This is a genomic window from Nonomuraea soli (assembly GCF_013761175.1).
In the GTDB taxonomy this organism is placed as follows: Bacteria; Actinomycetota; Actinomycetes; order Streptosporangiales; family Streptosporangiaceae; genus Nonomuraea; species Nonomuraea soli.
Window position 1 is genome coordinate 573,380 of the sequence record NZ_JACDUR010000003.1, and the last position, 26,312, is coordinate 599,691.

The window sequence follows — 26,312 nt, forward strand, 5'->3', positions numbered from 1 at the left end:
GAAAGTGGGTTCCTCCCGGCGAAACAGCCGCTATAGCCTCGATGCATGAAACTTGGGGTCAACGTCCCGAACTTCGGTCCCGGCACCGACCCGGGAGTGCTGCGCGAGTGGGCACGCGTCGTGGAGGGGCTCGGCTTCGACCTCCTCATGATGTCGGATCACGTGACGATCACCCCGGACGTCGCCGAGCGCTATCCCGAGCCGTTCTACGAGCCGTTCACCACGCTGTCCTGGCTGGCCGGTGTCACCACCACGCTTCGCCTCGGGACGACCGTCCTGGTCCTGCCGTACCGGCATCCGCTCCTGGTGTCCCGCATGGCCACCAACCTCGCCCAGCTCAGCGGGGGCAGGTTCGTCCTGGGTGTGGGCATCGGCTGGGCACGCCAGGAGTTCGAGGCGCTTGGCGTGCCGTTCGCCGAGCGCGGGCGGCTGACCGACGACTGCCTGGACGCCCTGCGAGAGGCCGAATACCCGATCTGGGTGGGCGGCAACAGCGACGCCGGTATCAGGCGCGCTGTCAGGTACGGCCACGCCTGGCACCCGCTGCGGGGCACCCTGTCCTGGATGCGCACGGTGGTGAAGGGGCACTCCCTGCCGGGGTTCGCCCCTCGCATCGCCCTGCGGCCAACCGCCGCCCCGGCGACCGACGGCGAGCGCCTGGCCGGGGTCGGCACCCTTGAGCAGATCCTCGACGACCTCGACCAGCTCCGCCTGCTCGGCGCCGAGACCGTCGTGCTCGATCCCTACCACGCGGACCCGGAGGAGACCCGCCGGCCGCAGGAGGCCTGGCAGGCCCTCACCGCCGTAGCGACCCACTGGAAGGCCCGTTCATGATCACCGCTGCCGACGAGAAGCTGCTGCGCCGGGCGATCGACATCGCCGCCCAGGCCGTCACCCTGGGCGATGCGCCGTACGGCTCGCTGCTGGCCGGGCCGGACGGCGAGATCCTGATCGAGGCGCACAACACCGTACGGCGCGACAACGACATCGCCGCCCATCCGGAGCTCAAGCTCGCCCGCTGGGCGGCCCGTGAACTCGACGAGCGCACGGCCGCCCGGACCACCATGTACACCAGTTGCCAGCCGTGCGGCATGTGCATCGGCGGCATCGTCCGATCCGGGCTGGGCCGCGTCGTCTACGCGCTCGCCACCGAGCAACTCGTCGCTCTCAACCCCGGTTCGGTCTGGCCGACGGTCGAGCAGTACGGCCCGGCGTTGTTCGAGGAAGCACGCGTGCCCATCGACACCTACTACCGGAGCTGAGGCGCGATCAGGGCTTACGCCCCACGGCGCCGACGAACGTCTGATAGGTGATGTCGGGCTTGGCCTGATCGCCGGGATCGGGGCGCCACTCGGGGATCGGCACCAGCCCCGGCTCCAGCAGGTCCAGCCCGTCGAAGTAGGCGAGGATCTCCTCCCGGGTACGCCACCGGCCGGTGCCGAGGGTCTGGTTGAAGATCCTCTCGGCCTCGGTGGCCTGCGCGGACGCCGCGGGATGAGCGTCGCCGGGGTTGTGGAAGTGCGAGACCACGAGAAAGCTGCCAGAGGGCAGGGCGTCGACAAGTCGCCTGGTGATCCCGTGCGGATCCTCGTGATCGTTCAGGTGATGCAGGATCGCCAGCAGCAGCAGGCCGACGGGCCGCTCGAAATCGAGGTACTCGCGGACCTTGGGATGGGTGAGGATCGTCTCCGGCTCGCGAATATCGGCCTCGATCACCGTCGTCGAGTCGTCCTGGGCGAGCAGGGCACGACCGTGCACGAGCACGATCGGGTCGTTGTCGACGTACACCACCTTCGCGGTGGGCAGCTCGGACTGGGCGATCTGGTGCACATTACCCTGAGTGGGCAGCCCCGAGCCGATGTCGAGGAACTGGGTGATGCCCTCCTGGCTCGCGAGGTGGCGGATGACCCTGCCGAGAAACTCCCGGTTCGCGCGGGCCGCCTGCGGCGCGTCAGGGGCGACCTTCAAGGCCATCTCGGCCACCTGGCGGTCGGCGGCGAAGTTGTCCTTGCCGCCCAGTATGAAGTCGTAGACCCGGGAGATGCTGGGGGTGTTGACGTCGATCCCACGCGGCGCACGTTCCTGCTCGTCGGTCACGAAATGATCGTAGAACTCGAACCACGCGAATGGGAGCGCTTCCACGCAATTCACGTGCGAGTGCGGCGACCACGGGCACCGCACCGCGCGACAACACCAGGCAGCGCATGCCAGGCAGCTCAGGCGGTGAACCCGCGGAACAGCAGGGATGCCAGCACGAAGGCGAGCACGATGTTGAGCAAGGTGGCGGCGGCGAAGACGCTCACGGGGCGCCAGCCGGCCTCCTTCAGAGCGGCGACCCGGAACTCAAGGCCGATGGAGACGAAGGCGAGGATGAGGAACCAGGTCCGCAGGTCGTTGGCGACACCGATGACCTCCTTTCCGTGAGCGGCCGTGACCGTGGTCAGCCACCAGGTGGAGATGACGGAGGCGGCGAGGAACCCCAGCACGAACTTCGGGAACCGGCGCCACAACTCCGCCACGCTGGGACGGGCGGCGTCGGGCCTGCGCTCGACGCGGAAGGCGAACCACGCGGTGAGGGCGATGACGACCACACCGATGAGGGCGTTCTGGGTGACCTTGACAATGGTGGCGACCGCGAGCGCCTTGTCGCCGACGATGGCGCCCGCGGCGGTCACGGCGGCGGTGGTGTCGATGTTGCCGCCGATCCAGGCGCCCGCGACCTCGGGGCTGAGCCCAATGGCGGAGGCCAGGGCGGGAAGGATGAAGATGGAGGGCAGCGCGAAGACGATGACCAGGCTGGCGCTGTAGGCCAGTTGCTCGCGTTTGGCCTGGACGGCTCCTGCCGCGGCGATCGCCGCGCTGACGCCGCAGATCGACACCGCGGCCGACAGCAGCGCGCGCAGCTTGTCGTCGAGGCCGAGCTTGCCGCCCAGCCACCAGGCGAACAGGAACACCGCGCTGATCAGCACGATCGCCTGGACGATAGCGGGCCCGGCCGCGGTGACGATCACCTTGAGGTTGATCGAGGCGCCGAGCAGGACCAGGCCGGTCTTGATGAAGAACTCGGTGCGGAACCCACCGGACAGCCGTTCACGCAGGCCGGTCGCGGTGAGAACGGCGTTGCCGAGCAGACCGAGCGCGATCGCGTACACGGGGTACTCGATGGCCTTGGCGAAGCTGGATCCGGCGAACCAGGTCGCGACGTTCTTGTCCAGGAAGCGGGCGGCGGCGCCGAGGAGCAGAACGACGAGCACGCCGGCGACCGGCCATGCCCAGGTCCGCTCCTGGCGGGTGGGGCTCTCCGCGGTGGTCATCACGGCACCAGCCCGGTGGGGATGACCCCGGTGAGGACCAGGATCAGCAGGGCGAGGCCGGCGATCGTGGCGGCCCAGTCCTCGTCGAGCGTGAGCTTGTACTTGGGGGGTGTGGACACATCGTCATCGTGAGATTCATTCCACACAAAGTCAATAGGTATTACCTGGAATTAGCGCGAACACCCCGGCGCCGACAAGAGCGAACGCCCAGACCCTGTCCAGGTTGATCCAGGCGCTCCTGAGGATGCGCAGGCCGATGAATTCGTAGACGGCGACCGCGATCACCCCGGCCACGACGAACATGGCCAAAGTGTGGATCAGAGCGATCATCAGGCCGAGTGAGCCGTGGTGGTGGCCACCCGACCTGGCCACCACTGGAAGCAGCATCAACCCGGCCCCGTGGACCGAGGACATGAGGAACGACCATCCCGCGAGCTGCGGCAGCGACAGGCGCATGCCGACCCAGCGGAAATGCCGCCGGGAGAGCAGCCGCCATAGGCCGTACCCCACCAAAAGCACGCCGCAGCCGATCGCCAGCGCTGTGCCCCCGACGAGCGAACCGGTCACGTCGGCGGCGACCGTGACCATGGCGACGGACGCCAGATGCCCGAGCGCGATCATGGGCAGGGACTGCAGGAGCCGGTCGCGACTACGTTCCTGCAGGCCGCGCGCCACGGCGAAGAGCCAGCCCATGGCCGGGTTGACGCCATGGAACGCGCCCAGCAGGAGCACCGCCGTGAGGGTCACGGGTAGCAGTACGAGTCGGAGGAGGCATCGCCGCCCTGGAGGCGTACCTGATGAGGGCGCAGCCCACGGAAGTCCTCCCCGTGCGGGAAGAACCGCTCGTCGAACGTGAAGCCGTCGGTGTTGATCTTCGCTGCCCACGCGCCCACGCCGTCGGGGTAGAACTGGTCGTCCCATGCGCCGTAGAGCGAGTTGGTCAGGTAGACGCGCTCGCCATCGCGACTGACCTCGACCATCTGCGGGCCACCCGCCAGTGCCTGCGGAGCGGCCGGGTGCGGGGTTCTGCCGACGATGCCGCCGATGCGCAGCGACCCTGTCTCCACCGGCTTGAAGGGATCGGAGACGTCGAACTGCTTGATCTCTCCTGTCCCCCACGCGGAGACGTAGAGCTTCTGGTCATCCACCGAGAGCGCGATATCGGTGACCAGCGGCGGCACCGCCCCGAACGGCTTCAGAACTTCGGGCAGCGACTCGACGGGAGCCGGTTCCGCGGGGATGTCGATGACCTTCCTGACCGCCCATTTCCCGCCCTCTTCATGCCACAGCCACACCGAGGCCGACAGATCCTCCACGCTGGTCACGACGCCGACGAAACCGTACTTCTGAGTCGGATCGTGCGCGGGCCGCAACTCCAGCGGCATCTGGTACTGGTCTCCCAGGTCCACCTCCTGAAGGTGGCGGCGCTTTCGCAGATCCCAGAAGTGCAGCTTGTGCCCGTACTTGCGACCGAGCAGCAGCTCGCCGACCACGCCGTCCTCGATCATCGACGGAGTGCCCCACTCGGACGTCACCAGGACGTCGTGGTTGATGTGCCACCAGAAGTCGTACGCGAGGTACTGCGGGCCGCGATCCACCTCCCACCGCCCAAGCACGTTGAAGCTGGTGTGATCCAGTACGGCGATGCCGCCCGGTCCCTCGTCGCCGTACCCGCCCAGCGCGGAGACGTACAGCCCCTCCGGCCCGCAGTGCACGGTATGCGGCCGCGAGTACCCGGCTCGTTTGCCCAGCTCCTCGGGCTCGATGACCTTGACCAGTTCCGGGCTCACCCGGTCCTTGGTGTCGTACACATAGATCCGCGAGGAGCGGAGGCCGGGCACGATCAGATAGCGCCGCTCCACGTGGGGATGCGGAGCGTACGGGCAGAGCGCGCTACTACACGCGTTCCACCCGAAGTGATGCAGCTCATCGCCCTTGTTGGGCAGGTCGGTCCAGCCGATCACCTGGCCGGTCTCGGTATCCAGAACCGCGAGGGCGTCGGGCCGTTCCCCTTTCCGGTCGAACGCCGCGATGTACGCCCTGGTCTCCGGCGGCGCCTCGCGCGCGTCCCTGGGCGAGGGGTAGAAGGTGGGGTCGGGCGTCCACAGCGTCATGAGACTTCTCCCTTGGCCAAGAACCGGGGCAGCACGCCCTCGCCGAACCAGTACGCCTCCTCCAGGTGGGGATAGCCGGAGAGGATGAACTCCTCGATCCCCACGGAGGCGTACTCCTCGATCAGCTCGGCGACCTCACCATGGCTGCCGACAAGCGCGGTACCGGCTCCGCCGCGCACCAGACCCACGCCCGCCCACAGGCCTGGGTGGATCTCCAGCGACCGCGCGTCACCGCCCGCGTAATCCGAGTGGAGCGCCAGCATGCGCTGCTGGCCGACCGAGGCACTGCGGCCGAGCACCTTCCGGGCCTGCGCGATGTCGGCCGGGTCGATGGCGTCAAGCAGCCGTGCCGCCTCCGCCCAGGCCGCAGCCGAGGTGTCACGGGAGATGACGTGCAGCCGAATCCCGAACCGGAGCGTACGGCCGGCCAGCGCGGCCTGCTCCCGCATCCACGCCACCTTCGCGGCCACCTGGCCGGGCGGCTCGCCCCAGGTGAGGTACACGTCCACGTGCCGCGCGGCCACCGGCCCGGCCGCCGTCGACGAGCCGCCGAAGTAGATCTGCGGCAGCGGATCTGGCGGGACGGGCACCGTGGCGCCCTCGACGTGGTAGTGCTCGCCCTTGAAGTCGAACTCGCCCGCCCACGCCCCGCGCACGATCGCCAGGAACTCATCGGTCCTGGCATACCGCTCATCGTGCGGCAGGTGGTCGCCGAAGCGCCGCTGCTCGGCGTCCTCGCCGCCCGTCACCACGTTGAGCAGCAACCGCCCGCGCGAGAGCCGCTGGTAGGTGGCCGACATCTGGGCGGCCAGCGTCGGCGAGACGAAACCCGGCCGGAACGCCACCAGGAACTTCAGCCGTTCGGTCTCCCGGGTGAGGGCGGCGGTGACCAGCCAGGCGTCCTCGCACCACGTCCCGGTCGGGGTGAGCACGGCCTCGAAGCCGAGTTGCTCGGCCGAGCGGGCGATCTGCGCGAGGTACTCGATGTCCGGCTCGCGGAAGCCGCCCCTGTGTCCGTGCTCGCGGGTCAGCCCGTGGCCGCCGCCCACGAGCTGCCTGCTGTCGCCGTTGGTCGGCAGGAACCAGTGGAACTTCATCGGTCGAACCGCCCGTCGTGGAACTTCATCGGCTGAACCGCCCCGTCGTAGAACGTCATCGGTTGAACCGCCCCGTCGTGGAACGTCATCGGTTGAACCGCCCGTCCACGATGTCGGCGATCTTCACCGCGTGCGGGATTAGGCCCGCGCCGCTGAACGCGTCGGCGACGAGCTGCTGGCGGGCTATGGTCGCGCTGTCGAGGTTGATGTCGGTGAAGCGGTTGCGGTTCAGCGCGACGGTGACGACGGACGGGGGCAGGCCGGTGAGCTTGGCATAGACGGCCGCCCACTCGGCCGGGTGCGTGTTGGCCCACTCGTGCGCGAGGCGGATCCGCCGGATGTAGTCGCCGATGGCCTCCGATTTCTCACCCAGCGCGGCGGTTCCCGCGATCTGGAACTCGAAGCCGTTGGCGTACCCCGTGCCGTCGACCAGGATGCGTGCCTTGACCTGCTCCTGAGCCTGCGCGGTGTAGGGGTCCCAGATGGCCCAGGCATCGATACTGCCGGTGGAGAGCGCGGCCAGAGCGTCCGGCGGCTGGAGGTACTGCGGGCTGATGTCGCTGAACGACAGTCCGGCCTTCTGGAGCACGGCGAGCAGATGGAAGTTCGCCGAACTCCCCTTCGCCACCGCGATCTTCTTCCCCTTGAGGTCGGCTGGCGACTGGATTGCCGAGTTCGCCGGCACGACGATGGCCTGACCGGTCAACCCCTTCTCGGCGACCCCGATTATGGCGATCTTCGATCCGGCGGCCGCGGCGAAAACCGGCGGCGAGTTGCCGACCGCGCCCAGATCCACAGACCCGGCGTTGATGGCCTCCATGATCGGCGGCCCGGAGGTGAACTGCGACCAGGAGATCTTGTACGGGACGTCCTTGAGCTGGCCCGACGCTTGCAGCAGCGCTTGGAGACCGGTGCCCTTCTGATCCCCGATTCGTAGCGTGACGTCCTCCTGCTTCGAGCACGCAGTCGCGGTCGCCAGGAGAAGCACGGCGATTGCCACAATTCGTTTCATGCGGGTTCCTCCGAGATGACGCCGAGCCGATCGAGGATGCTCGCGCGGGGGGCCGTCAGGTCCAAGCGGTCGCGGGGCCGGTCGAGGTCCACCACGGTTTCGTGCACGATGCGGCCGTCGTCGAGCACAAGCACCCGGTCGGCGAGGAGGAGCGCCTCGTCCACGTCATGAGTGACGAGGAGCACTCCGGGCCGGTGCCGTACCCACAGGTCGAGGACCAGGTTGTGGACGGAGATCCGAGTGAGCGCGTCCAGGGCGCTGAATGGCTCGTCGAGCAGGAGCAACGCCGGCTCGCGGACGAGCGCGCGGGCCAGCGAGACGCGTTGCGCCTCGCCGCCGGACAACGTGAGTGGCCAGTCGTCCGCACGTTCGTCCAGGCCGACCTCGGCGAGGGCCGCCCGGGCGCGTTCGAGAGGTACGTCGCCACGCAGGCCGAGCCCGATGTTCGCCAGTACTCGCTTCCAGGGAATCAGCCGCGGCTCCTGGAAGGCGATGGCAGCCGTGCCGGAGATCTCGATCTTGCCCTCGACGTCGTTGTCCAGCCCCGCCATGGCCCGCAGCAGGGTTGACTTGCCTGAGCCGCTCCGCCCCAGCAGGGCCACGAACTCGCCGCGCCTGATCGCCAGGTCCACCCCCGCGAGCACCTGCCGCCCGCCCAGCTCCCTGGCCAGGCCGCGGACCTCGGCAACGTGCTCGGTCAGCTCAGCAGTCCGCGCCGCCATGTCAGCGCCCTTCTCTCGAGAAGCCGTACCAAGGAGTCGGTGAGCAGGCCGAGGACGCAGTAGACGAGCAGTCCGACGACGATCACGTCCGTACGCAGGAATTCGCGAGCATCGTTGATCATGTGACCGAGCCCGGCGCTGGCGTTGATCTGCTCGGCCACGATGAGCGCCAGCCAGCCGATGCCCAGGCTCTGCCGGAGGCCCACGAGCAACTGCGGCAGCGCTCCCGGCAGGACGATGTGCCGGATCAGCTCCGCCCTCCTGAGCTTCAACACGGCGGCAACCTCGCCCAGCTTGGCGTCCACGCCACGGATCCCGGCGAACGTGTTGATATAAAGCGGGAGCGCGACGCCTATCGCGAGCAGCACCACCTTGGGCGTCTCCTCGATCCCGAACCACAGGATGAACAGCGGGATCAACCCGAACAGCGGGACCGCGCGCAACATCTGGATGGGCGGGTCGACCGCGTGCTCGCCGATCTTGCTGAGCCCCGCGACCAGAGCCAGCCCGATCCCCGCCACCGCGCCCGCGGTGAACCCGAGCACCACACGCTGCAGCGAGACGGCGAGCGCCTCCGGCAGCGTGCCGCTGACAACCAGATCCCACCCCGTGGCGGCCACCGCGGACGGCGCGGCCAGCAACTGCTCCGGCAGGAGCCCGATGACGCTGGCGAGCTGCCAGGCAGCGATCAGCGCCAGCGGGCTGAGGAGTCGTTTGATCGGTGGCCTCCCATCGGCGTGCCGGACTGGTCGCATAGTAAATAAGATAATTCCTACCTGTAAATAGGTATTTATGGGAGACGCGTGAAGGAGTGGCCGTCCCCGACCGGCACGCACTGGCCGACCAGATCATCCTGATCACCATCCGGTCGGCGGCAGCTGACGCCACCCGCGATTGACTGGTTCTCAGCGTGAGGCTTGGCCCCGCCGAGTACCCTGCGGGCAGGATGGGCGCGGGAGGTACAGATGAGCGACATCGCGGACGTTCCACCCGCCGTTGTGGGCCGGCTCCGGATGATCTGCGGAGAACTGCCCGAGGCGTACGAGGAGCAGGCGTGGATCGGCCTGCGATGGCGGATTCGCCGGCGGACGTTCCTGCACGTCTACACCACCGACAGGAGGGGGTCGGCGTACATCGATATAGACGATCCGGCCATCCTGATGACCTTCCGGGCGCCGCCCGGGGAGTTGGCCGCGCTGGCGCATGCCGGCCCTCCATTCTTCCGGGCCGACTGGGCTGTGAATGTCGTGGGAATGGTGCTGGACGACGAGACGGACTGGGTCGAGGTAGCCGAGCTGGTGACGGACAGCTATCGCGTGCAGGCGCCCCGCCACCTCGCGTTCCGGCTGAAGGCAGGTGGATGAACCGCCGGCTACCTCCCCACGTCGCCGCTTAGGCGCTGAGAAACATTCCTGTTCACGGTGGGATAGGTCGGGTCGCCGCACTGGCCAGAGACATTTCAGGAAACGAATCCGATGACGACATCACCCAGCGCCGCATGATCCGGCCGTCTGGCCGGATTTGCGGGTGCACTTCATTCCGGGCGTGATCGGCTTCACGAACTGGTAGATGCCTTTCGCAGGTCCACCACGGCGTGACATCGAGGAGAACCTCGCGTCGTTCGTTGGGGAAGCCCGCATTGCTGGTCTTTCCATAGCCGGTCGTGACTACCTCGCCGGTCGGCACCGCGCCCTGGCTGGGCAGTGCGGGGTGCGTTGAGAGACTCCGACAGCAAGATGAGCTGGCCAAGCGCAGGATCGCGAGATCGCCGTCCATTGCCGGGACGCGCCATCACTCGGTTCGGGCACCGACCTCGAGCACAGTGAGATCGCGGACTGTGTACCGGTGATGCTCGGCCTCTTCCTTGAGCACGACGCTGAGGCAGCGGCGTACGACGTAGTCCTTGTCCGGGTAGGGGTCGGCCGGCTTGCGACCACATACCCGGTCGAGCTCGGCCTCGGTGAGCTCGTCGACGGCTCGGCGCATCGTGGCCATGCGGGCCAGCCGCGGCGCGAGTACCTCGTCGAGCGTCGGGGTGGCATCGAGGGTGAGCCCGAGCCTCGCCGATACTTCGGCCGGCATCCAGCCGCCAGGAAGGCCCAACGGGTGGTACGGCGCGTCTTGCTCGAGCACGGCGTTGCCGATCCAGGCATCGCTGGCCATCAGCAGATGCCGCTGCGTCTCGACGAACGACCACTCGCCGTCGACCTGCTCGTGCAGCTTCGCCTCGGGTAGGCGCCTGGCGCGGTCGAGCGTCTCCTCCCATTGCTTCTCGATGGCATCCCAAGCGGCCCGGTATTCGGCGGCGGACGTGGCCTCACGGGCCAGCACCCGGTTGGGATGCAGCCGGTCGAGCTCGGCCTCGACGTAGGCGGTCACGTCGACGTCGTTGACAACGACACGCTCGAAGCCGCCACCGAGGGAGACGTTGCCCCCATAGCAGTCCACGATCTTCAGACCGGTGACGTCGCAATCGCGAATCTCGAGGCCGGAGAGGTCGCACTGGTGGATGCGGGCACCACGGAACTGGTCACTTTGGGTGTACTCGGCAGGCATTGGGACAGTTTCCCGTATCCGTCCCGCCCGTACCAGTGAATGGCACAACGTGAGGGTTGCGTGTTGCGTCCGGGCGGGGAAATGCGGGATCGAGCATCTTGGCGAGCGCCCCGCTTCGCCTCCATCAAGTAGGGCCAAAACTCACGCGCGGATCGGGCCACTTCTCACCGCTGAAATCACTCGCATTTTCGAGTGGTAACGGACCGATTGGTCTATATCAGACCTACAGCGAGGCTTGTCGGATTCTCCATAGCCTCCAGCCGAGAGCGCGGCCGAGTACGTCGCGGACCGAATGGCCTTGGACTTCCGCCACGGACTGGCACAAGCACGCGTACGACGCAGCCGCGCCTACCCGTACAGGGCCAGTACGACTACCCGGTCTCCAGAAGTCAAGGGCGACCCGCCCACGCAGAGTCCGCCATGTCGCCATGTGTCTAACTGGACTGGTCTCTGTCACCTGCTGCCAGCCGATCTTGATGGCAAATCGATGGCCAACGATCAAAAGGCCGCTCCCCGATCTCCGGGAAACGGCCTCTGAACTGGTAAAACTCTGTGGGGCTAAGAGGACTTGAACCTCTGACCTCTTCCTTATCAGGGAAGCGCTCTAACCGTCTGAGCTATAGCCCCGCGCTCACCAAACCGTACCGTATCCCGGCCAGTTGCGGCGACGGAGAAAAGCTTACCAACACCTGGGGGCTGCTCGCGCCGCCCCCAGGCATCGGACTCACTCGGCTTCGCTGAAGGTCACCTCGACGCCTCCGACCAGATCGGCCGCGACGTTGTAGATGACCGCTCCCAGGGTGGACAGCGCGGTGATCAGCACCACGTTCACGGCTCCGATCAGAGCCGTGTACCCCAGGATGCGCACCGGCTCGAACCACGACTTGATGTCGAACCCGAGCGTGTTCTGCCCATCGGAGTTGTTGAGCTGGTTGAACATCGAGATGATCGAGTCGAACACCCCGAGCGCGGACAGCACGCCGTACAGGACGGCCACCGCGACGAAGAGCACCACGAAGCAGACCAGCGACAGCACGAAGCTGAACTTCATCGCCGACCAGGGCTCCACGCGGCGCAGCACGAGGTGTGCCTTGCGCGGGAGTCTGGCCTGGGCGGTCTTGGACTTCTTGGGCGTCTCCACGGGCGTGGCGGGAGCGGCCGGAGGCGGGGCCTCCGAGGTCAGGACAGGGCGGACGCGAACGGTGTCGTTCGTGTCCTCCTCCTCGACCCTGATCTCGGCGATCCTGGTCTCGGCGATCTTGTTGTCGGCCTTGAGCGGCCGGTCGGCCTTGAGCGGCTTCTCCTCTGGCGAGGTGTTCTGCTGCTCAACGGTGGCCGTGGTCTCGTCGACGGACTCTTCCTTGGGCTTCTGGCCGTTCTCACGAGCCTGCTGCCCGTTCTCCCGTGCCGCGGACTTCGTCTTGGCAGAGCTGCCCTGGACGCTCATGGCCTACTCTCCTCCCCCGTTTTCCTCTGCCTCCACCGCAGTCTCCATCGACTCGGTGTTGCGAGCGAGGGCTACCACGCTGTCGCGATCGGCGAGATTCATCAAACGCACTCCCATGGTCTGCCGGCCGGACTGCTTGATGTCTCCGGCTGGAGTCCGGATGACACCGCCGTTGGACGTGATCGCGAAGATCTCGTCCTCCGGGTTGACCATGACGGCTCCGACCAGCTTGCCACGTGCGCTGACAATTTTCGCCGTCAGCACGCCCTTACCGCCACGACCTTGAAGCGGGTATTGCTCTACGGGTGTCCGTTTCGCGTACCCACCTTCGGTCGCGATAAGCACATCCTGGCCATCTGCGACCCGGTTCATGGCGAGAAGTTCGTCACCGTCGAGGAACCGCATGCCGATCACGCCGCTGGTGGCGCGTCCCATCGGCCGCAGGGCCTCGTCGGAGGCGGTGAAGCGGATCGCCTGGGCGTGGGTCGAGACCAGGAGCAGGTCGTCTTCCTCGGAGACCAGGCGCGCGGCGATGACCTCGTCGTCGTCGCGCAGGTTGATCGCGATCAGGCCGCCGGACCTGGGGGAGTCGTACTCCGACAGCCTGGTCTTCTTCACCAGGCCGGTCCTGGTCGCCAGGACGAGGTACGGCGCCGCCTCGTAGTCACGCAGGTCGAGAACCTCCATGACTACTTCGTCGGGCTGCATGGCCAAAAGGTTCGCGAGATGCATGCCGCGCGCGTCGCGACCGGAGTCGGGCAGCTCGTAGGCCTTGACCCGGTAGACGCGGCCCTTGTTGGTGAAGAACAGCAGCCAGTGGTGCGTCGTGGTGACGAAGAAGTGGTCGATGATGTCGTCTTGCCGCAGCTGTGCCCCGCGCACGCCCTTGCCGCCGCGCTTCTGGGCGCGGTAGAGGTCGGTGCGGGTGCGCTTGGTGTAGCCGCCGCGGGTGATGGTGACGACGATGTCGTCCTCGGCGATCAGGTCCTCGATGGACATGTCGCCGTCGTAGGCGATGATCTCCGTGCGCCGGTCCTCGCCGAACTTGGAGACGATCTCGTCGAGCTCCTCGCCGATGATCTGCCGCTGGCGTGTCTCGGAGGCGAGGATCGCCTGGTACTCGGCGATCTGCGTCATCAGGCCGTCGTATTCGTCCTGGATGGCCTGCCGCTCCAGGGCGGCGAGCTTGCGCAGCTGCATGTCGAGGATGGCCTGCGCCTGGATCTCGTCGATCTCCAGGAGCGCCATGAGGCCGCGCTGGGCCTCCGCCGCCGACGCCGACTGCCGGATGAGGGCGATGACCTCGTCCATGCGGTCGAGCGCCTTGAGCAGCGCGCGCAGGATGTGGGCGCGCTCCTCGGCCTTGCGCAGCAGGAAGCGCGTGCGCCGGACGATGACCTCGATCTGGTGCACCACGTAGTAGCTGATGAACTGGTCGAGACGCAGCGTGCGCGGCACGCCGTCGACCAGGGCCAGCATGTTGGCGCCGAAGGTGTCCTGCAGCTGGGTGTGCTTGTACAGGTTGTTCAGCACGACCTTGGCGACCGCATCGCGCTTGAGCACGATGACCAGGCGCTGGCCGACGCGCGACGACGACTCGTCGCGGACGTCGGCGATACCGGTGATCTTGCCCATCTTCACCAGGTCGGCGATCTTCAGGGCGAGGTTGTCGGGGTTGACCTGGTAGGGGAGTTCAGTGACGACGAGGGCGTGACGGCCCTTGTTGTCCTCCTCGACCTCCACCACCGCGCGCATGGTGATGGAGCCGCGGCCGGTGCGGTAGGCGTCCTCGATGCCGCGGCGCCCGACGATCAGCGCCTTGGTCGGGAAGTCGGGGCCCTTGACCCGCTCGATGCAGGCCTCGAGCAGCTCTTCCTCGGTGGCGTCAGGGTTTTCCAGAGCCCACTTGACCGCCGACGACACCTCGCGCAGGTTGTGCGAGGGGATGTTGGTGGCCATGCCGACCGCGATGCCGCCCGAGCCGTTGACCAGCAGGTTGGGGAAGCGCGACGGCAGGACGGTCGGCTCCTGCGAGCGGCCGTCGTAGTTGGGCTGGAAGTCGACGGTGTCCTTGTCGATGTCGCGCAGCATGTCCATGGCGATGGGCGCGAGCTTGCACTCGGTGTATCGCATCGCCGCGGGCATGTCGTTGCCGGGGGAACCGAAGTTGCCCTGGCCGTCGACGAGGGGGTGGCGCAGCGACCAGTGCTGCGCCAGCCGTACGAGAGTGTCGTAGATCGAGGTGTCGCCGTGGGGGTGGTAGGAACCCATGACGTCACCGACGACGCGCGAGCACTTGAAGTAGCCGCGGTCGGGGCGGTAGCCGCCGTCGTACATCGCCCAGAGCACCCGGCGGTGCACGGGCTTGAGTCCGTCACGCACATCGGGCAGCGCACGCGCCACGATCACCGACATCGCGTAGTCGAGATAGCTGCGCTGCATCTCGGTCTGGATGTCGACCGGCTCGATGCGCTCCACGGGTGGAGTCACTTCCGTCACGTGCAAAGATCCTTTTCTGAGGTACGGCTAGCGCTACACGTCCAGGAAGCGGACATCTCGGGCGTTGCGAATGATGAAGGACCTCCGGGCCTCGACGTCCTCCCCCATCAGCACGGTGAACATCTCGTCCGCCTGGGCGGCGTCGTCGAGCGTGGCCTGACGAAGGAGCCGGGTCGACGGGTCCATCGTGGTCTCCCACAGCTGCTGGGCGTTCATCTCGCCCAGACCCTTGAACCGCTGCACGCCGTCGTGGGCGCGCGGGTCGCGGCGGCCGTTGGCGATGCCCTCGGCGATGATCGCGTCACGCTCACGGTCGGAGTAGGCGTAGGAGGCGTCGTCGCCCCGGCGGTCCCACTTGATCTTGTAGAGCGGGGGAGCGGCCATGAAGACGTGGCCGTTCTCGATCAGCGGGCGCATGAACCGGAACAGCAGCGTCAGCAGCAGCGTGGTGATGTGCTGGCCGTCGACGTCGGCGTCGGCCATGAGGATCAGCTTGTGGTAGCGGAGCCTGGCGATGTCGAACTCGTCGTGCACGCCCGTGCCCATCGCCGTGATCAGCGACTGGACCTCGGTGTTCTGCAGGACCTTGTCGATGCGCGCCTTCTCGACGTTGAGGATCTTGCCGCGGATGGGCAGGATCGCCTGGAAGCGCGAGTCACGGCCGCCCTTGGCCGAGCCACCGGCCGAGTTGCCCTCCACGATGAACAGCTCGCACTTGTCGGGCTCGTTCCACGTGCAGTCGGCCAGCTTGCCGGGAAGACCGGATCCCGACTCCAGCAGCGACTTGCGCCGGGTCAGGTCACGCGCCTGGCGGGCGGCCACGCGGGCCCTGGCGGCCTGGACGGCCTTGTTGATGATGTCCTTGGCCTCGCCCGGGTTGCGCTCGAACCAGTCGCGCAGGTGGTCGTTGGCGGCCTTCTGGACGAACGACTTGGCCTCGGTGTTGCCCAGCTTGGTCTTGGTCTGGCCCTCGAACTGCGGGTCGGCCAGCTTGACCGAGATGATCGCGGTCAGGCCCTCGCGGACGTCCTCACCGGAGAAGTTGTCGTCCTTGCCCTCCTTGAGGAACTTCTGCTCGCGCGCGTAGCGGTTGACGATCGACGTCAGCGCGGCGCGGAAGCCCTCCTCGTGAGTGCCGCCCTCCGCGGTGTTGATCACGTTCGCGAAGGAGTAGACCGACTCGGCGTAGGAGTTGTTCCACTGCATCGCGACCTCGACCGAGATGCCGTCGCCCTCCTCCTCGAAGGAGATGATCGACGCGTGGGCCGGCTCCTTCTTGCCGTTGAGGTGCTGGACGAAGTCGGACAGGCCGCCCTCGTAGTGGTACTCGACCGTGCGGGGCTCACCGTTGATGTGGTCGGGCCGCTCGTCGGTGAGCGCGATGGTCAGGCCCTTGTTGAGGAAGGCCATCTCCTGGAAGCGGCGCGAGAGGGTCTCGAAGTTCCACGTCGTGGTCTCGAAGATGTCGGGGTCGGCCCAGAAGGTGATGCTGGTGCCGGTCTCGTCGGTGTCGCCCACGACCTCGAGCGGGGCCACCGGCTTGGCGTTGACCAGCTTCAGCCTGTGGATGTGGCCGTTCTGCTTGACCTCGACGTCCATGGCTGTGGACAGCGCGTTGACCACGGCCGAACCCACGCCGTGCAGACCGCCGGAGACGGCGTACGACTGACCGTCGAACTTGCCGCCCGCGTGGAGCGTGGTGAGGACGACCTCGACGGCGGACCGCTTTTCCACAGGGTGGATGCCCGTGGGGATACCGCGCCCGTTGTCGACCACGCGCACGCCGTTGTCGGCGAGCAGGGTGACGTAGATGTGGGTCGCGAACCCGGCCAGCGCCTCGTCCACCGAGTTGTCGACGATCTCCTGGACCAGGTGGTGCAGGCCTCGCTCGCCGGTGGAACCGATATACATACCTGGGCGCTTGCGGACCGCCTCGAGACCTTCGAGGACGGTGATAGAGCTAGCGTCGTAGGACAAGTGCGAAATCCTCCTGCCGCGGACACGCGGCGTGGGGTGGGCGCACCATGCCCCCCGCCGTGCCCGTCACCGTCGTGAGTGCCCCGATGCGTTGGCCACCCCCAAGGGGAATCGGCTTCACACGCCGGGGGTGACACGCAAGCGGACGTGTCCGGAATCCGCTTTCATTCTACCGGTTATTCGGGGCCTAGGTGTGCATGAACGCGCCTGAACGCCTCTGTCGCTTGTTTGGCCCTCGTTCGGGCATCCCCCCACCGGAACGGGGGTCGTCGCGTCTCAGGCTTGATTAGCCGTAGGTGTCGCCTGGACCGGTGCTGCCCGTCACTCGCAGGCCCCCTGCTGGTCGCGGAGCGTTTTGCGGGCCTCTGACCTTTACTTTCGTCACCGTGCCGTCGCCGAGCTCCTCGTTGAGCCTGCGGACAAGGGTGCGGGCGAGGAGGCGGACCTGGGTGGCCCAGGCTGTGGAATCGGCCACAATCAGCACCTCGCCGTCCTCGAACGACTCGGGCTTGGTGTGCGCGGCCAGGTCGGGGCCGACGATCTCGATCCAGCGGCCGAACACTCCGCCCACCTTGGCGCTCTGCTCCCAGCCGCGGTCGGACAGCAGGTCCATGATGGCCCGGCCGAAAAGCTGGGGGTCGCCGCCGGAGCGGCCGGCGCCGGGGGCCTTCTTGCGGGGTTCGCGGCGGGGGAGCTGGCCGCGCCTGGCGGCATCGGCCTTCGCCTGGGCGAGCTTCTCGCGCGCCATCGCCACCCCACGCGCGGTCGTCGCCGCCTGCGCCCCGGAGCCGTCTCCCCGGGAGTTCCCGCCCTGCGCCCCGGAGCCGTCTCCCTGGGAGTTACCGCCCTGCGCCCCGGAGCCGTCGCCCTTCCCGACGCCGCCAACGGAACCCTCACCGCTCCCAGAGGAGCCCTGGCCGCCCCCTGAAGCGCCCGACAGACCCTCGCGCCCCCGGCCCGCCCCGGGAGCACCCTCAACCCCTCGCGCCCCTCCAGCGGCCCTCTGGGGTGCCCCTTCTGAGGCACCCCCCGCGGACGCCCGCCCTCCTCGGCGGGAAGCGGACCCGTCCCCCCCGGATCCACGGCCTGTGGACAACCCGTCATCGGACACGTGTCACGCTCCCTTCCACCACGTCGAACCGTGCCCCGATCAACTCCTGGGGCACATCGGCCGGCACCGCGGCCGTGATCAACACCTGCTCGGCGGGCGCCACGATCTCGGCCAGCCGACGCCTGCGCTGCGAGTCGAGCTCGGCGAAGACGTCGTCGAGGATGAGCACCGGGTCACCCCCGTCGGCGCGCAGCAGGTCGTACGCTGCCAGCCGCAACGCCAGCGCGAACGACCACGACTCCCCGTGGCTGGCGTAACCCCGTGCGGGCAGCTCGCCCAGCCCGAGCACCAGGTCGTCGCGGTGCGGCCCCACCAGGGTGACCCCCCGCTCCAGCTCTGCCGCACGCACCTCGGCCAGCCGCTCGAGCAACCGCGCCTCGAGGACCGAATGGGGTGGAACATCCACACCCTCCGAGGAAGTTTTCCCCAGCTCTGTGGATAACGTCTGTGTATCGGGAACTCCCGCTGCCGCGGAAGCCCCGTCCTCGCCGGTGTCCCCACCTGTGGACAACGTGCTGCGATAGGCGAGGCTCGCCGGTGCGCTGGTGGGCGCGAGTGCCGCATAAGCGCTGGCCACCAGGGGTCGCAACGCCTCGACCAGGTCGAGGCGGGCGCGCAGGAGCTCGGCGCCGTGTCGCGCCAGATGCTGGTCCCACACCTCGAGCGTGCTCAGGACGTCGCCCGCGCCCGCCGCCTCGAACCCGGAGTCGCGCTCGGCCCTGCGCGGACTGCGCCCGCCGCCGCGCCGTGCCTGCGCCGCCGTACGCAACAGAGCGCCACGCTGCTTCAGCACCCGGTCGTAGTCGGCGCGCACCCCCGCGAAACGCGGGGTCCTGGCGACGAGCAGGTCGTCGAGGAAGCGGCGGCGCTCCGACGGGTCGCCCTTCACCAGGGCCAGGTCCTCGGGCGCGAACAGGACCGTGCGCAGCAGGCCGATGACGTCGCGCGGGCGGGAGACGGGGGAGCGGTTGAGCCTGGCCCGGTTGGCGCGGCCGGGGTTGATCTCCAGCTCGACCAGCGCCCGGCGGTCGTCCCTGTGGACAGCGCAGCGCACCACGGCACGCGCGGCGCCCTGCCGTACGAGAGGCGCGTCGTTGGCGACCCGGTGACTGGAGTGCGTCGCCACGTAGCCGAGCGCCTCGACCAGGTTGGTCTTGCCCTGGCCGTTGGGCCCCACGAAGGCCGTGACGCCCGGCTCCAGGCCGAGCTCCACGGACGCGTAGGACCGGAAGTCGGTCAGCGAGAGGTGGGCGACATGCACCCCACGAAGGTTAGTCGGCCACACCGACCACGTGGGTCACCGACGTGCCTACCTGTGGAAAACGCTATGACGTACGGCGGGCAGCCGCACAAGCGAGGTACGGCGGGCAACCGTACAAGCGAGCCGCCCGCCGGAAACACTCGGACCCGGCAGACGCCTCAGACCACCGGCGGCGTGACGTCGGCACCGGGGGAGTCGGCGCCCTTTTCCACAGACCCCGCCGTCGACGTCACAGCGTGCCCGCCGAACTGGTTGCGCAGCGCCGCGACCACCTTCATCGCCGGCGAGTCGTCCTGCCGCGAGGCGAACCGGGCGAACAGCGCGGCGGTGATCACCGGCAGCGGGACCGCGTGGTCCACAGCCGCCTGCACCGTCCAGCGGCCCTCTCCGGAGTCCTGTGCATAACCTTTGAGCTCGTCGAGGTGCTCGTCGTCGTCGAGCGCCCGCACCAGCAGGTCGAGCAGCCACGAGCGGATGACCGTGCCGGTGCGCCAGCTCGAGAACGATCCGCGCACGTCCTTGACGATGTCGGAGGCCTCGAGCAGCTCCCAGCCCTCGGCGAAGGCCTGCATCATGCCGTACTCGATGCCGTTGTGGACCATCTTGGCGAAGTGGCCCGCGCCGACGTCGCCGGCGTGGACGAAACCGTCCTCGCCCTCCGGCTTGAGCGTCTCGAAGATCGGCATGACCTGCGCGACGTGCTCGGTCGTGCCGCCGCACATGAGGGCGTAGCCGTTCTGCAGGCCCCACACGCCGCCGCTGACACCGCAGTCGACGAAGCCGATGCCTCGCTCGGCCAGCTCGGCGGCGTGCTTCTGGTCATCCACATAGTGGGAGTTGCCGCCGTCGACGACCAGGTCGCCGGGGGAGAGGTGTTCGCCCAGCTCGTTGATCGTCGCCTGGGTGGGCGCGCCCGCGGGCACCATCACCCATACCGCGCGTGGCGCCTGGAGCCGTTCGATGAGTTCTTTCAGGCTCCCGACGTCGCTGATGTCGGGATTGCGGTCGTATCCGACGACCTCATGACCACCGCGGCGCAGCCGCTCGGCCATGTTGCCACCCATCTTGCCCAGCCCGATCATGCCGATCTGCATGTGTACCTCCCCCTAAGGAGACCATCATCTCTCAAGCCTCTGCCCATACCGGCGGCAGGCATCCTCCCACGCGTGTCCCCATGGTTTATCCACAGGGCGGTGGATAGATCAGCTCGACAGGCGGATGGGCATGATGAGGTAGCGGTAGTCGGGAGTTCCGTCGTCCACGGGCTTTCCACCGGTGAGGATGGCGGGCTTGGTCGACGTGGTCATCTGCAGCCTGGCCCGGTCGGAGTCGAGCGCGCCCAGTCCCTCCAGCAGGAACTGGTGGTTGAAGGCGATGTTCATCTCGTCGCCCTCGTAGTCCACAGGCAGCACCTCGACGGCCTGGGCCTCGTCGCCGCTGCCCGCCTCCAGCACGACCTCGCCGCCACGGAAGGCCAGCCGTACAGGCGTGTTGCGCTCGGCGACCAGCGCCACACGCTTCACGGCCTCGACGAACGGGCCTGTGGACAACTCCGCCTTGGCGGCGAACTCGGTCGGCAGCAGCGAGCGGTACTTGGGGAACTCCGGGTCGAGCAGGCGGGTGGTGGTGCGGCGGCCGGCGCTGGAGAAGCCGATCATGCCCTCGCCGGTGCCGCCCGCGGAGCTGAGCGCGATCTCCACCTCAGCGCCTGTGGATCCGAGCGCCTTGGCGGTGTCGGCGAGCGTCTTGCCCGGCACCATCGCGATGGCCGAGAAGTCGGGCTGGCCGGGGTTCCACTTCAGTTCGCGTACGGCGAGGCGGTAGCGGTCGGTGGCGGCCAGGGTGACGGTGTCGCCCTCGATCTCCATGCGCACGCCCGTGAGCATGGGCAGCGTGTCGTCACGACCGGCGGCGACCGCGGTCTGGGCCACGGCGGCGGCGAACACGTCGGCGCCGATCCGCCCGGCCGCCGGGGGCATCGCCGGCAGGGAGGGGTAGTCCTCCACAGGCATGGTGAGCAGGGTGAAGCGGGCGCTGCCACAGGTGACGACGGCCTTAGGGCCTTCGACCACGAAATCCACAGGCTGTGCGGGAAGCGCGCGAGTGATCTCGGCGAGCAGCTTGCCGGAGACCAGCACCACACCCGGTTCGCCGGTCTGTGGCTCAAGGGTCACCTCGGCCGAGACCTCGTAGTCGAAGCCCGACAGCTTCAGCTGCTGCTCCTCGGTCACCTCCAGGCGCATACCTGCCAGAACGGGGACGGACGGGCGGGCAGGGAGGCTGCGTGCCGTCCATGCCACCGCCTCAGCGAGGACGTCTCGCTCGATTCGGAACATCACGGTGATCAACCTCCTGGTCTCGTTGCTGATTCAAGTGTTCACTCTCCCGCACCTCTGGACGGGCGGAACCCCTCTATGGGTCTTGAGTTTCTTTGTAAGAGAGATATCTGGTCTTCACAGTAGGGGCGGTGGATACTGTGGATATCCCGCGTTTCCGCAGCTCAAGCCCCCGGTTTTCATCCACCGTCGCTGTGTGTGGACGTTGGGGAAGACTGCGCGGCCTGGGGACAACGCAGCGTTCCCCACAGGCCTTCCCCAGATCTGGGGGTCTTCATCCACTGGTTATCCACGAGGTTTCCACCGGTTGTCCACGGGGTAGAGAGATCCTTTAGGCGGGGTGGAACTTGTTCACACAGGGCGTCCCCAAGTCATCCACCGGTTGCCCACAAGTTCTCCTCAGGTTTTCCGCAGACTTATCCCCAGCCTCTGTGTACGAATTTTCCGATCTTGATCGCCCCGAACCCCGGAAATCTCGGGGTTTTGCTGATCCACAGCGTTATCCACAGGGTGTGTATCAAGAACTGCGCGACTGTTGCTTGATACGCATCGTCAGCTCGTTGACCTGGTTGTACATCGAGCGGCGCTCGGCGATGAGCGAGCGGATCTTGCGCTCCGCGTGCATGACCGTGGTGTGGTCGCGGCCGCCGAACTGCTGGCCGATCTTCGGAAGTGACAGGTCCGTCAGCTCTCTGGCCAGGTACATCGCGATCTGCCGCGCGTTCACCAGCGCCCGGCTGCGGCTGCTTCCACACAGGTCGTCGATGGAGATGCCGAAGTACTCGGCGGTCTTCGCCATGATCACGGCGATCGTGATCTCCGAACCGGAGTCGGAGGTGATCAGGTCCTTCAGGACCACCTCGGCCAGTTGGAGATCCACAGACTGCCGGTTCAGACTGGCGAAGGCGGTGACCCGGATGAGGGCGCCCTCCAGCTCACGGATGTTTGTGGATATCCGCGAGGCGATGTACTCCAGCACCTCGGGCGGCGCGGCCAGGCCCTCCTGGATCGCCTTCTTCCTGAGGATGGCGATGCGCGTCTCCAGCTCGGGCGGCTGGACGTCGGTGATCAGACCCCACTCGAACCGGTTGCGCAGCCGGTCTTCCAGCGTGATCAGCTGCTTCGGCGCGCGGTCGGAGGAGATCACGATCTGCTTGTTGGCGTTGTGGAGCGTGTTGAAGGTGTGGAAGAACTCCTCCTGCGTCTGCTCCTTGCCCTCCAGGAACTGGATGTCGTCCACAAGCAGGATGTCGATCGCCCGGTAGCGGCTGCGGAAACCGTCGGCCTTGTGGTCGCGGATGCTGTTGATGAAGTCGTTGGTGAACTCCTCGGAGCTCACGTAGCGAACCCGCGCACCGTCATAGAGAGACTGTGCGTAGTGGCCGATCGCGTGCAGCAGGTGGGTTTTCCCCAGGCCCGAGTCGCCGTAGATGAACAGCGGGTTGTACGCCTTGGCCGGCGCCTCGGCCACCGCGACCGCCGCCGCGTGGGCGAAACGGTTGCTGGCGCCGATGACGAAGGTCTCGAACGTGTACTTCTGGTTGAGCCTTGCCGACTCGCTCGGCTTGTTGCTCTTGGCCTCCCACCTGTTCTGTGGTTGAGGCTGTGGATATTCGGTGGACGACGGCCGCGGCTCAGGCTGTGGAGAGTAGTACTGCGGAGGCTCCGGGGCCTGGTAGTGCTGGGGTTGCGGCGGCTGTGAATATTCACGGGGTGGCTCCACACCCTGGGGATAACTCGGAGCCACAGGCTGGGGAGGAGCGACCGGCTGGTCGGGGATCGTGGTGTCGATCAGTACGGCGAGCCGCATCGGTCGCCCGAGCTCCTGGGAGAGGGCGTGCGCGACGAGGGCCCGGAGCTTGCGCTCGATCAGGTCCTTGATGAAGTCGTTGGGGACGCCGAGGACGATCGTGTCGTCGGCCAGTGCGATCGGGCGGACCATCGACAGCCAGGTGCGCTGCTGGATCGGCACGCTCTCGTCGAGGAAGTTCTCCAGCGCGCGCTGCCAGATCGGACCGAGGTCTCCGCCGGTCATGGAAGCTCCTTGACCGAGGTGCTGCACATGTGCGGCTCCCTCCCTCTCCGTCGCGGCCCCCCGCGATTGTTATCCACATGCGACCTGCGCCCCGAAGGTCGTCGGCGGTGGATGTCCACAGGTGGGAGTCCACACTGACTCCACAGGAGATCCACAACCTGTGCACAGCCCCATAGGCCCTGGGAATGGCCGACAGTAACCTTGTGCACACCTGTGTTCAAGACGTTGTCCACAGCGTAGTGGTAGCTGGATGCACATACTCTTGACCTAGCTGTGCCGGTGGAAAAGTCGCCTGTGGATTCGTGGATAACCTGTCTCGGTTTGACCTGGGGCGGGATCGCCCCGTAACGTACGACGGTCGGCTTGCGCGCGACGGTTCTTCGTCATGCCCTCGCGACTTCGGCCGGCCAACCATGAGTGTCAAGCGTCCTTGCACCTGGCGAGGGCGCACTTTTAAGCCCTGGAGCCCACCCGATGAGCAAGCGTACTTTCCAGCCGAACAACCGTCGCCGCGCGAAGACCCACGGCTTCCGGCTGCGCATGCGTACCCGGGCCGGCCGCGCCATCCTCGCCGCGCGCCGCCGCAAGGGTCGCGCGGTTCTGTCGGCCTGACCCCCGGCCACTGACTTGATCGCCCGCCGGTGCAGTGTGCCGGCGGGCGATAGGTGTCTATCGTGCTATCGCCCGAGTCCCGAATGCGCCGTGGTGCGGAGTTCACGGCTGCGGTCAAACGGGGAACCCGTGCCGGCCGTCCGACCCTCGTGGTGCATCTGACCGATTCCGGGGAAGAGGCACCAAGGGTCGGATTCGTAGTGAGCAAGGCCGTCGGAAACGCCGTGATCAGGAACAAGGTCAAGCGGCGGCTCCGACACCTGATCCGCGAGCGTCTCGACCGCCTCCCAAGAGGTAGCCTGCTGGTGGTACGCGCCAACCCGCCTGCCGCCTCCGCGCGGTACGAGCAACTGGGCGCCGAACTCGACCTCGCGTTGGATCGAGTGCTCAGACGGCGCTCGACGGATGGACAGAGATGATGGAGCAGCTTGCGGAGCCCGGCCTCCCCGCCCGGGTCCTCATTGCCCCGATCCGGTTCTACCGGGCGTTCATCAGCCCGCTGCTCGGTCCACGCTGCCGCTTCTACCCCTCGTGCAGCGCATACGGACTGGAAGCGATAGCCGTACACGGTGCTCTGAAGGGCACCTGGCTGACCGTCCGGCGCATCGGGCGCTGCCACCCTTTCCATCCTGGAGGCCTCGACCCGGTGCCCCCACGGTCCCACGAAACGCAAGGGAGCTAGCTCGGTGGAGTTCGGCTGGCTGAATTGGCTCTATACGGCCATCGCACAAGTCATCACCTGGATTCACCAGGCATATGGCACGTTCATCAACCCCGACAGCGGTCTCAACTGGGTGTTGACGATCGTCACGCTGACCGTGTTCATGCGGCTGCTGATCTTCCCGCTCTTCCTCAAGCAGATGCGCTCGTCGAAGAAGATGCAGGAGCTCGCTCCCAAGGTTCAGGAGCTCCGCAAGCGGTACAAGAACGACAAGCAGCGGATGAACCAGGAGGTCATGGCGCTCTACCAGGGCGCCGGGGCCAACCCCCTGGGTGGCTGCCTGCCGATCCTGGCGCAGTTCCCGATCTTCATCTCGATGTTCACGGTGCTCAACGCGATCGCCGACGTGAACCGTACGAACGTCTTCGGCATGCCCCCCGAGGTCGTCGCCAGCGCGCGTGAGGCCCACGTCTTCAGCGCCGGCATCTCCGAGACCTTCTTCTCCACCACCAGCGTGACCAGCAAGGTCATCATCGGCTTCTTCGTGGCCGTCAGCTCGCTGACCACCTTCCTCACCGTCAGGCAGAGCGTCACCCGCTCCATGGCCCAGATGCCTGACAACCCCATGGCGCAGCAGCAGAAGATCCTGATGTACATCAGCCCGCTGTTCGCCTTCTTCAGCCTGAACTTCCCGCTCGGCCTCATCCTCTACTGGGTCACCACCAACCTGTGGACTCTCGGCCAGCAGCACTGGTACTACACGCGGCACCCGATGCCCCAGTTCGACGACAAGGGCCGCCTGATCCCGCACCAGCCGAAGCCCGGCCTGCTGTCGAAGTTCAGGAAGAGCGAGCCCGTCGTCGAGGAAGCCCCTCCGGCCGAGGCTCCCGCCGCCGAGGAGCCCAAGGCCGTCCGTAACCAGCCGTCCAGGCAGACCCGTAGTAAGCGCTCGGGCAGCAAGAAGTCCTAGACTCTGCGCTAGATCATGAAGGGGAGGCCTGTAGTGACCGAGGCCGAGCAGGTTAAGCCCGATGTCAACGCCCTCGAACAGGAGGGTGAGATCGCGGCCGACTACGTCGAGGGGCTGCTTGACATCGCCGACATCGATGGCGACATCGACATGGATGTCGAGGGCGACCGCGCGATGGTGTCGATCGTCGGTGTCAAGGGACACGACCTGGTGGGACCGGCCGGTGAGATCCTCGAGGCAATCCAGGAGCTCACCCGCCTGGCCGTGCACCGGCAGACGGGGGAGCGGTCGCGGCTGATGCTCGACATCTCCGGCTACCGCGAGAAGCGCCGGGCCGAGCTGTCCAAGCTGGGCTCCGACATCGCCGCCCAGGTCGCCAAGCTCGGCGAGCCCCGGTCGCTGCAGCCGATGACGCCGTTCGAGCGCAAGATCGTCCACGACGCGGTCGCCGCCGCCGGACTCCGCAGCGAGTCCGAGGGCGAGGAGCCGAACCGCTTCGTCGTGGTCATGCCTGCCTGACGCCCGCTCGCGTGCCGCCGGTATCCCCTGTGGATACCGGCGGTTTCTCGTTTCCCCTGTCTCCTCCCG

The 26,312-nt window shown here is 67.3% G+C and carries 25 protein-coding genes and 1 tRNA gene; 8 read left to right on the plus strand and 18 right to left on the minus strand.

Annotated features, from left to right (window positions below):
• Positions 1 to 45: 45 nt before the first annotated feature.
• Positions 46 to 834: an LLM class flavin-dependent oxidoreductase gene (locus HNR30_RS15560; RefSeq protein WP_181610558.1), complete on the plus strand. Its 789-nt coding sequence runs from the start codon at positions 46 to 48 to the stop codon at positions 832 to 834.
• Positions 831 to 1,262 carry a nucleoside deaminase gene (locus tag HNR30_RS15565; RefSeq protein WP_181610559.1) on the plus strand — a complete coding sequence of 144 codons (432 nt, stop codon included), beginning with the start codon at positions 831 to 833 and terminating at the stop codon, positions 1,260 to 1,262. Before HNR30_RS15560 ends, HNR30_RS15565 begins: the two co-directional genes overlap by 4 nt.
• A gap of 7 nt (positions 1,263 to 1,269) precedes the next feature.
• On the opposite strand, the gene HNR30_RS15570 is transcribed toward HNR30_RS15565, so the two are convergent.
• The 8 genes from HNR30_RS15570 to HNR30_RS15605 form a co-directional block, all read right to left on the minus strand.
• On the minus strand, positions 1,270 to 2,097 hold the full coding sequence (locus HNR30_RS15570) for an SAM-dependent methyltransferase (protein ID WP_181610560.1): 828 nt from the start codon (positions 2,095 to 2,097) through the stop codon (positions 1,270 to 1,272).
• Positions 2,098 to 2,216: 119 nt separating this feature from the next.
• A complete protein-coding gene (locus HNR30_RS15575; protein WP_181610561.1) occupies positions 2,217 to 3,314 on the minus strand; it encodes a YeiH family protein in 1,098 nt (365 codons plus the stop codon).
• A 150-nt stretch (positions 3,315 to 3,464) separates the two neighbouring features.
• The gene (locus HNR30_RS15580) at positions 3,465 to 4,061 is read right to left on the minus strand and encodes a hypothetical protein (protein ID WP_181610562.1); all 597 of its coding nucleotides are present in this window, start codon (positions 4,059 to 4,061) and stop codon (positions 3,465 to 3,467) included.
• The gene (locus tag HNR30_RS15585) at positions 4,058 to 5,428 is read right to left on the minus strand and encodes a selenium-binding protein SBP56-related protein (RefSeq protein ID WP_181610563.1); all 1,371 of its coding nucleotides are present in this window, start codon (positions 5,426 to 5,428) and stop codon (positions 4,058 to 4,060) included. Before HNR30_RS15585 ends, HNR30_RS15580 begins: the two co-directional genes overlap by 4 nt.
• Positions 5,425 to 6,525: an LLM class flavin-dependent oxidoreductase gene (locus HNR30_RS15590; protein ID WP_181610564.1), complete on the minus strand. Its 1,101-nt coding sequence runs from the start codon at positions 6,523 to 6,525 to the stop codon at positions 5,425 to 5,427. Before HNR30_RS15590 ends, HNR30_RS15585 begins: the two co-directional genes overlap by 4 nt.
• A gap of 85 nt (positions 6,526 to 6,610) precedes the next feature.
• The gene (locus HNR30_RS15595) at positions 6,611 to 7,537 is read right to left on the minus strand and encodes an ABC transporter substrate-binding protein (protein WP_181610565.1); all 927 of its coding nucleotides are present in this window, start codon (positions 7,535 to 7,537) and stop codon (positions 6,611 to 6,613) included.
• Positions 7,534 to 8,259: an ABC transporter ATP-binding protein gene (locus HNR30_RS15600; protein WP_181610566.1), complete on the minus strand. Its 726-nt coding sequence runs from the start codon at positions 8,257 to 8,259 to the stop codon at positions 7,534 to 7,536. Before HNR30_RS15600 ends, HNR30_RS15595 begins: the two co-directional genes overlap by 4 nt.
• Positions 8,235 to 9,014, minus strand: a complete 780-nt coding sequence (locus tag HNR30_RS15605) for an ABC transporter permease (protein ID WP_181610567.1) — start codon at positions 9,012 to 9,014, stop codon at positions 8,235 to 8,237. The genes HNR30_RS15600 and HNR30_RS15605 overlap by 25 nt, the downstream gene beginning before the upstream one ends.
• 210 nt (positions 9,015 to 9,224) lie before the next feature.
• Here HNR30_RS15605 and HNR30_RS15610 point away from each other — a divergent pair, with 210 nt between their 5' ends.
• Positions 9,225 to 9,623 (plus strand): MmcQ/YjbR family DNA-binding protein, encoded by a 399-nt coding sequence (locus HNR30_RS15610; protein WP_181610568.1) that lies wholly within the window; start codon positions 9,225 to 9,227, stop codon positions 9,621 to 9,623.
• 427 nt (positions 9,624 to 10,050) lie between these two features.
• Here HNR30_RS15610 and HNR30_RS15620 read toward each other — a convergent pair whose 3' ends face one another.
• From HNR30_RS15620 to dnaA, 10 genes are all read right to left on the minus strand, one after another.
• Complete coding sequence (locus HNR30_RS15620; RefSeq protein WP_181610570.1) at positions 10,051 to 10,815, minus strand: DinB family protein; 765 nt, start codon at positions 10,813 to 10,815, stop codon at positions 10,051 to 10,053.
• Between the two features lie 553 nt (positions 10,816 to 11,368).
• A tRNA-Ile gene (locus tag HNR30_RS15625) sits at positions 11,369 to 11,442 on the minus strand.
• Between the two features lie 97 nt (positions 11,443 to 11,539).
• On the minus strand, positions 11,540 to 12,262 hold the full coding sequence (locus HNR30_RS15630; protein ID WP_181610571.1) for a DUF3566 domain-containing protein: 723 nt from the start codon (positions 12,260 to 12,262) through the stop codon (positions 11,540 to 11,542).
• A 3-nt stretch (positions 12,263 to 12,265) separates the two neighbouring features.
• A complete protein-coding gene (gyrA, locus tag HNR30_RS15635) occupies positions 12,266 to 14,761 on the minus strand; it encodes a DNA gyrase subunit A (protein ID WP_181610572.1) in 2,496 nt (831 codons plus the stop codon).
• 33 nt (positions 14,762 to 14,794) lie between these two features.
• On the minus strand, positions 14,795 to 16,738 hold the full coding sequence (gyrB, locus tag HNR30_RS15640) for a DNA topoisomerase (ATP-hydrolyzing) subunit B (RefSeq protein WP_181610573.1): 1,944 nt from the start codon (positions 16,736 to 16,738) through the stop codon (positions 14,795 to 14,797).
• Positions 16,739 to 17,024: 286 nt separating this feature from the next.
• Positions 17,025 to 17,486, minus strand: coding sequence for a DciA family protein (locus HNR30_RS15645; protein WP_181610574.1), 462 nt, complete (start codon positions 17,484 to 17,486; stop codon positions 17,025 to 17,027).
• A gap of 352 nt (positions 17,487 to 17,838) precedes the next feature.
• Positions 17,839 to 19,110 carry a DNA replication/repair protein RecF gene (gene recF / locus HNR30_RS15650; protein ID WP_181610575.1) on the minus strand — a complete coding sequence of 424 codons (1,272 nt, stop codon included), beginning with the start codon at positions 19,108 to 19,110 and terminating at the stop codon, positions 17,839 to 17,841.
• A gap of 158 nt (positions 19,111 to 19,268) precedes the next feature.
• Positions 19,269 to 20,204: a phosphogluconate dehydrogenase (NAD(+)-dependent, decarboxylating) gene (gene gnd, locus HNR30_RS15655; protein ID WP_181610576.1), complete on the minus strand. Its 936-nt coding sequence runs from the start codon at positions 20,202 to 20,204 to the stop codon at positions 19,269 to 19,271.
• A 108-nt stretch (positions 20,205 to 20,312) separates the two neighbouring features.
• Complete coding sequence (dnaN, locus tag HNR30_RS15660; RefSeq protein WP_181610577.1) at positions 20,313 to 21,449, minus strand: DNA polymerase III subunit beta; 1,137 nt, start codon at positions 21,447 to 21,449, stop codon at positions 20,313 to 20,315.
• 514 nt (positions 21,450 to 21,963) lie between these two features.
• On the minus strand, positions 21,964 to 23,481 hold the full coding sequence (gene dnaA, locus HNR30_RS15665) for a chromosomal replication initiator protein DnaA (protein ID WP_181610578.1): 1,518 nt from the start codon (positions 23,479 to 23,481) through the stop codon (positions 21,964 to 21,966).
• Positions 23,482 to 23,955: 474 nt separating this feature from the next.
• Between dnaA and rpmH the strand changes: the two genes are divergently transcribed.
• From rpmH to HNR30_RS15690, 5 genes are all read left to right on the plus strand, one after another.
• Positions 23,956 to 24,093 (plus strand): 50S ribosomal protein L34, encoded by a 138-nt coding sequence (rpmH, locus tag HNR30_RS15670; protein WP_181610579.1) that lies wholly within the window; start codon positions 23,956 to 23,958, stop codon positions 24,091 to 24,093.
• Positions 24,094 to 24,155: 62 nt separating this feature from the next.
• Positions 24,156 to 24,512 carry a ribonuclease P protein component gene (rnpA, locus tag HNR30_RS15675; RefSeq protein WP_181610580.1) on the plus strand — a complete coding sequence of 119 codons (357 nt, stop codon included), beginning with the start codon at positions 24,156 to 24,158 and terminating at the stop codon, positions 24,510 to 24,512.
• Positions 24,512 to 24,775, plus strand: a complete 264-nt coding sequence (gene yidD / locus HNR30_RS15680) for a membrane protein insertion efficiency factor YidD (protein ID WP_181611111.1) — start codon at positions 24,512 to 24,514, stop codon at positions 24,773 to 24,775. The genes rnpA and yidD overlap by 1 nt, the downstream gene beginning before the upstream one ends.
• A 4-nt stretch (positions 24,776 to 24,779) precedes the next feature.
• Complete coding sequence (gene yidC / locus HNR30_RS15685; protein WP_181610581.1) at positions 24,780 to 25,724, plus strand: membrane protein insertase YidC; 945 nt, start codon at positions 24,780 to 24,782, stop codon at positions 25,722 to 25,724.
• A gap of 15 nt (positions 25,725 to 25,739) precedes the next feature.
• Positions 25,740 to 26,243 carry a Jag family protein gene (locus HNR30_RS15690; RefSeq protein ID WP_220133590.1) on the plus strand — a complete coding sequence of 168 codons (504 nt, stop codon included), beginning with the start codon at positions 25,740 to 25,742 and terminating at the stop codon, positions 26,241 to 26,243.
• The last annotated feature ends 69 nt before the right edge of the window (positions 26,244 to 26,312 follow it).

Coding starts and splice junctions, on each gene's coding strand:
- HNR30_RS15560 (WP_181610558.1), top strand. CDS start 46: ATGAAACTTGGGGTCAACGTCCCGAACTTCGGTCCCGGCACCGACCCG.
- HNR30_RS15565 (WP_181610559.1), top strand. CDS start 831: ATGATCACCGCTGCCGACGAGAAGCTGCTGCGCCGGGCGATCGACATC.
- HNR30_RS15575 (WP_181610561.1), bottom strand. CDS start 3,314: ATGACCACCGCGGAGAGCCCCACCCGCCAGGAGCGGACCTGGGCATGG.
- HNR30_RS15585 (WP_181610563.1), bottom strand. CDS start 5,428: ATGACGCTGTGGACGCCCGACCCCACCTTCTACCCCTCGCCCAGGGAC.
- HNR30_RS15590 (WP_181610564.1), bottom strand. CDS start 6,525: ATGAAGTTCCACTGGTTCCTGCCGACCAACGGCGACAGCAGGCAGCTC.
- HNR30_RS15595 (WP_181610565.1), bottom strand. CDS start 7,537: ATGAAACGAATTGTGGCAATCGCCGTGCTTCTCCTGGCGACCGCGACT.
- HNR30_RS15600 (WP_181610566.1), bottom strand. CDS start 8,259: ATGGCGGCGCGGACTGCTGAGCTGACCGAGCACGTTGCCGAGGTCCGC.
- HNR30_RS15605 (WP_181610567.1), bottom strand. CDS start 9,014: ATGCGACCAGTCCGGCACGCCGATGGGAGGCCACCGATCAAACGACTC.
- HNR30_RS15610 (WP_181610568.1), top strand. CDS start 9,225: ATGAGCGACATCGCGGACGTTCCACCCGCCGTTGTGGGCCGGCTCCGG.
- HNR30_RS15620 (WP_181610570.1), bottom strand. CDS start 10,815: ATGCCTGCCGAGTACACCCAAAGTGACCAGTTCCGTGGTGCCCGCATC.
- HNR30_RS15630 (WP_181610571.1), bottom strand. CDS start 12,262: ATGAGCGTCCAGGGCAGCTCTGCCAAGACGAAGTCCGCGGCACGGGAG.
- HNR30_RS15645 (WP_181610574.1), bottom strand. CDS start 17,486: ATGGCGCGCGAGAAGCTCGCCCAGGCGAAGGCCGATGCCGCCAGGCGC.
- gnd (WP_181610576.1), bottom strand. CDS start 20,204: ATGCAGATCGGCATGATCGGGCTGGGCAAGATGGGTGGCAACATGGCC.
- dnaA (WP_181610578.1), bottom strand. CDS start 23,481: ATGACCGGCGGAGACCTCGGTCCGATCTGGCAGCGCGCGCTGGAGAAC.
- rpmH (WP_181610579.1), top strand. CDS start 23,956: ATGAGCAAGCGTACTTTCCAGCCGAACAACCGTCGCCGCGCGAAGACC.
- yidD (WP_181611111.1), top strand. CDS start 24,512: ATGGAGCAGCTTGCGGAGCCCGGCCTCCCCGCCCGGGTCCTCATTGCC.
- HNR30_RS15690 (WP_220133590.1), top strand. CDS start 25,740: ATGAAGGGGAGGCCTGTAGTGACCGAGGCCGAGCAGGTTAAGCCCGAT.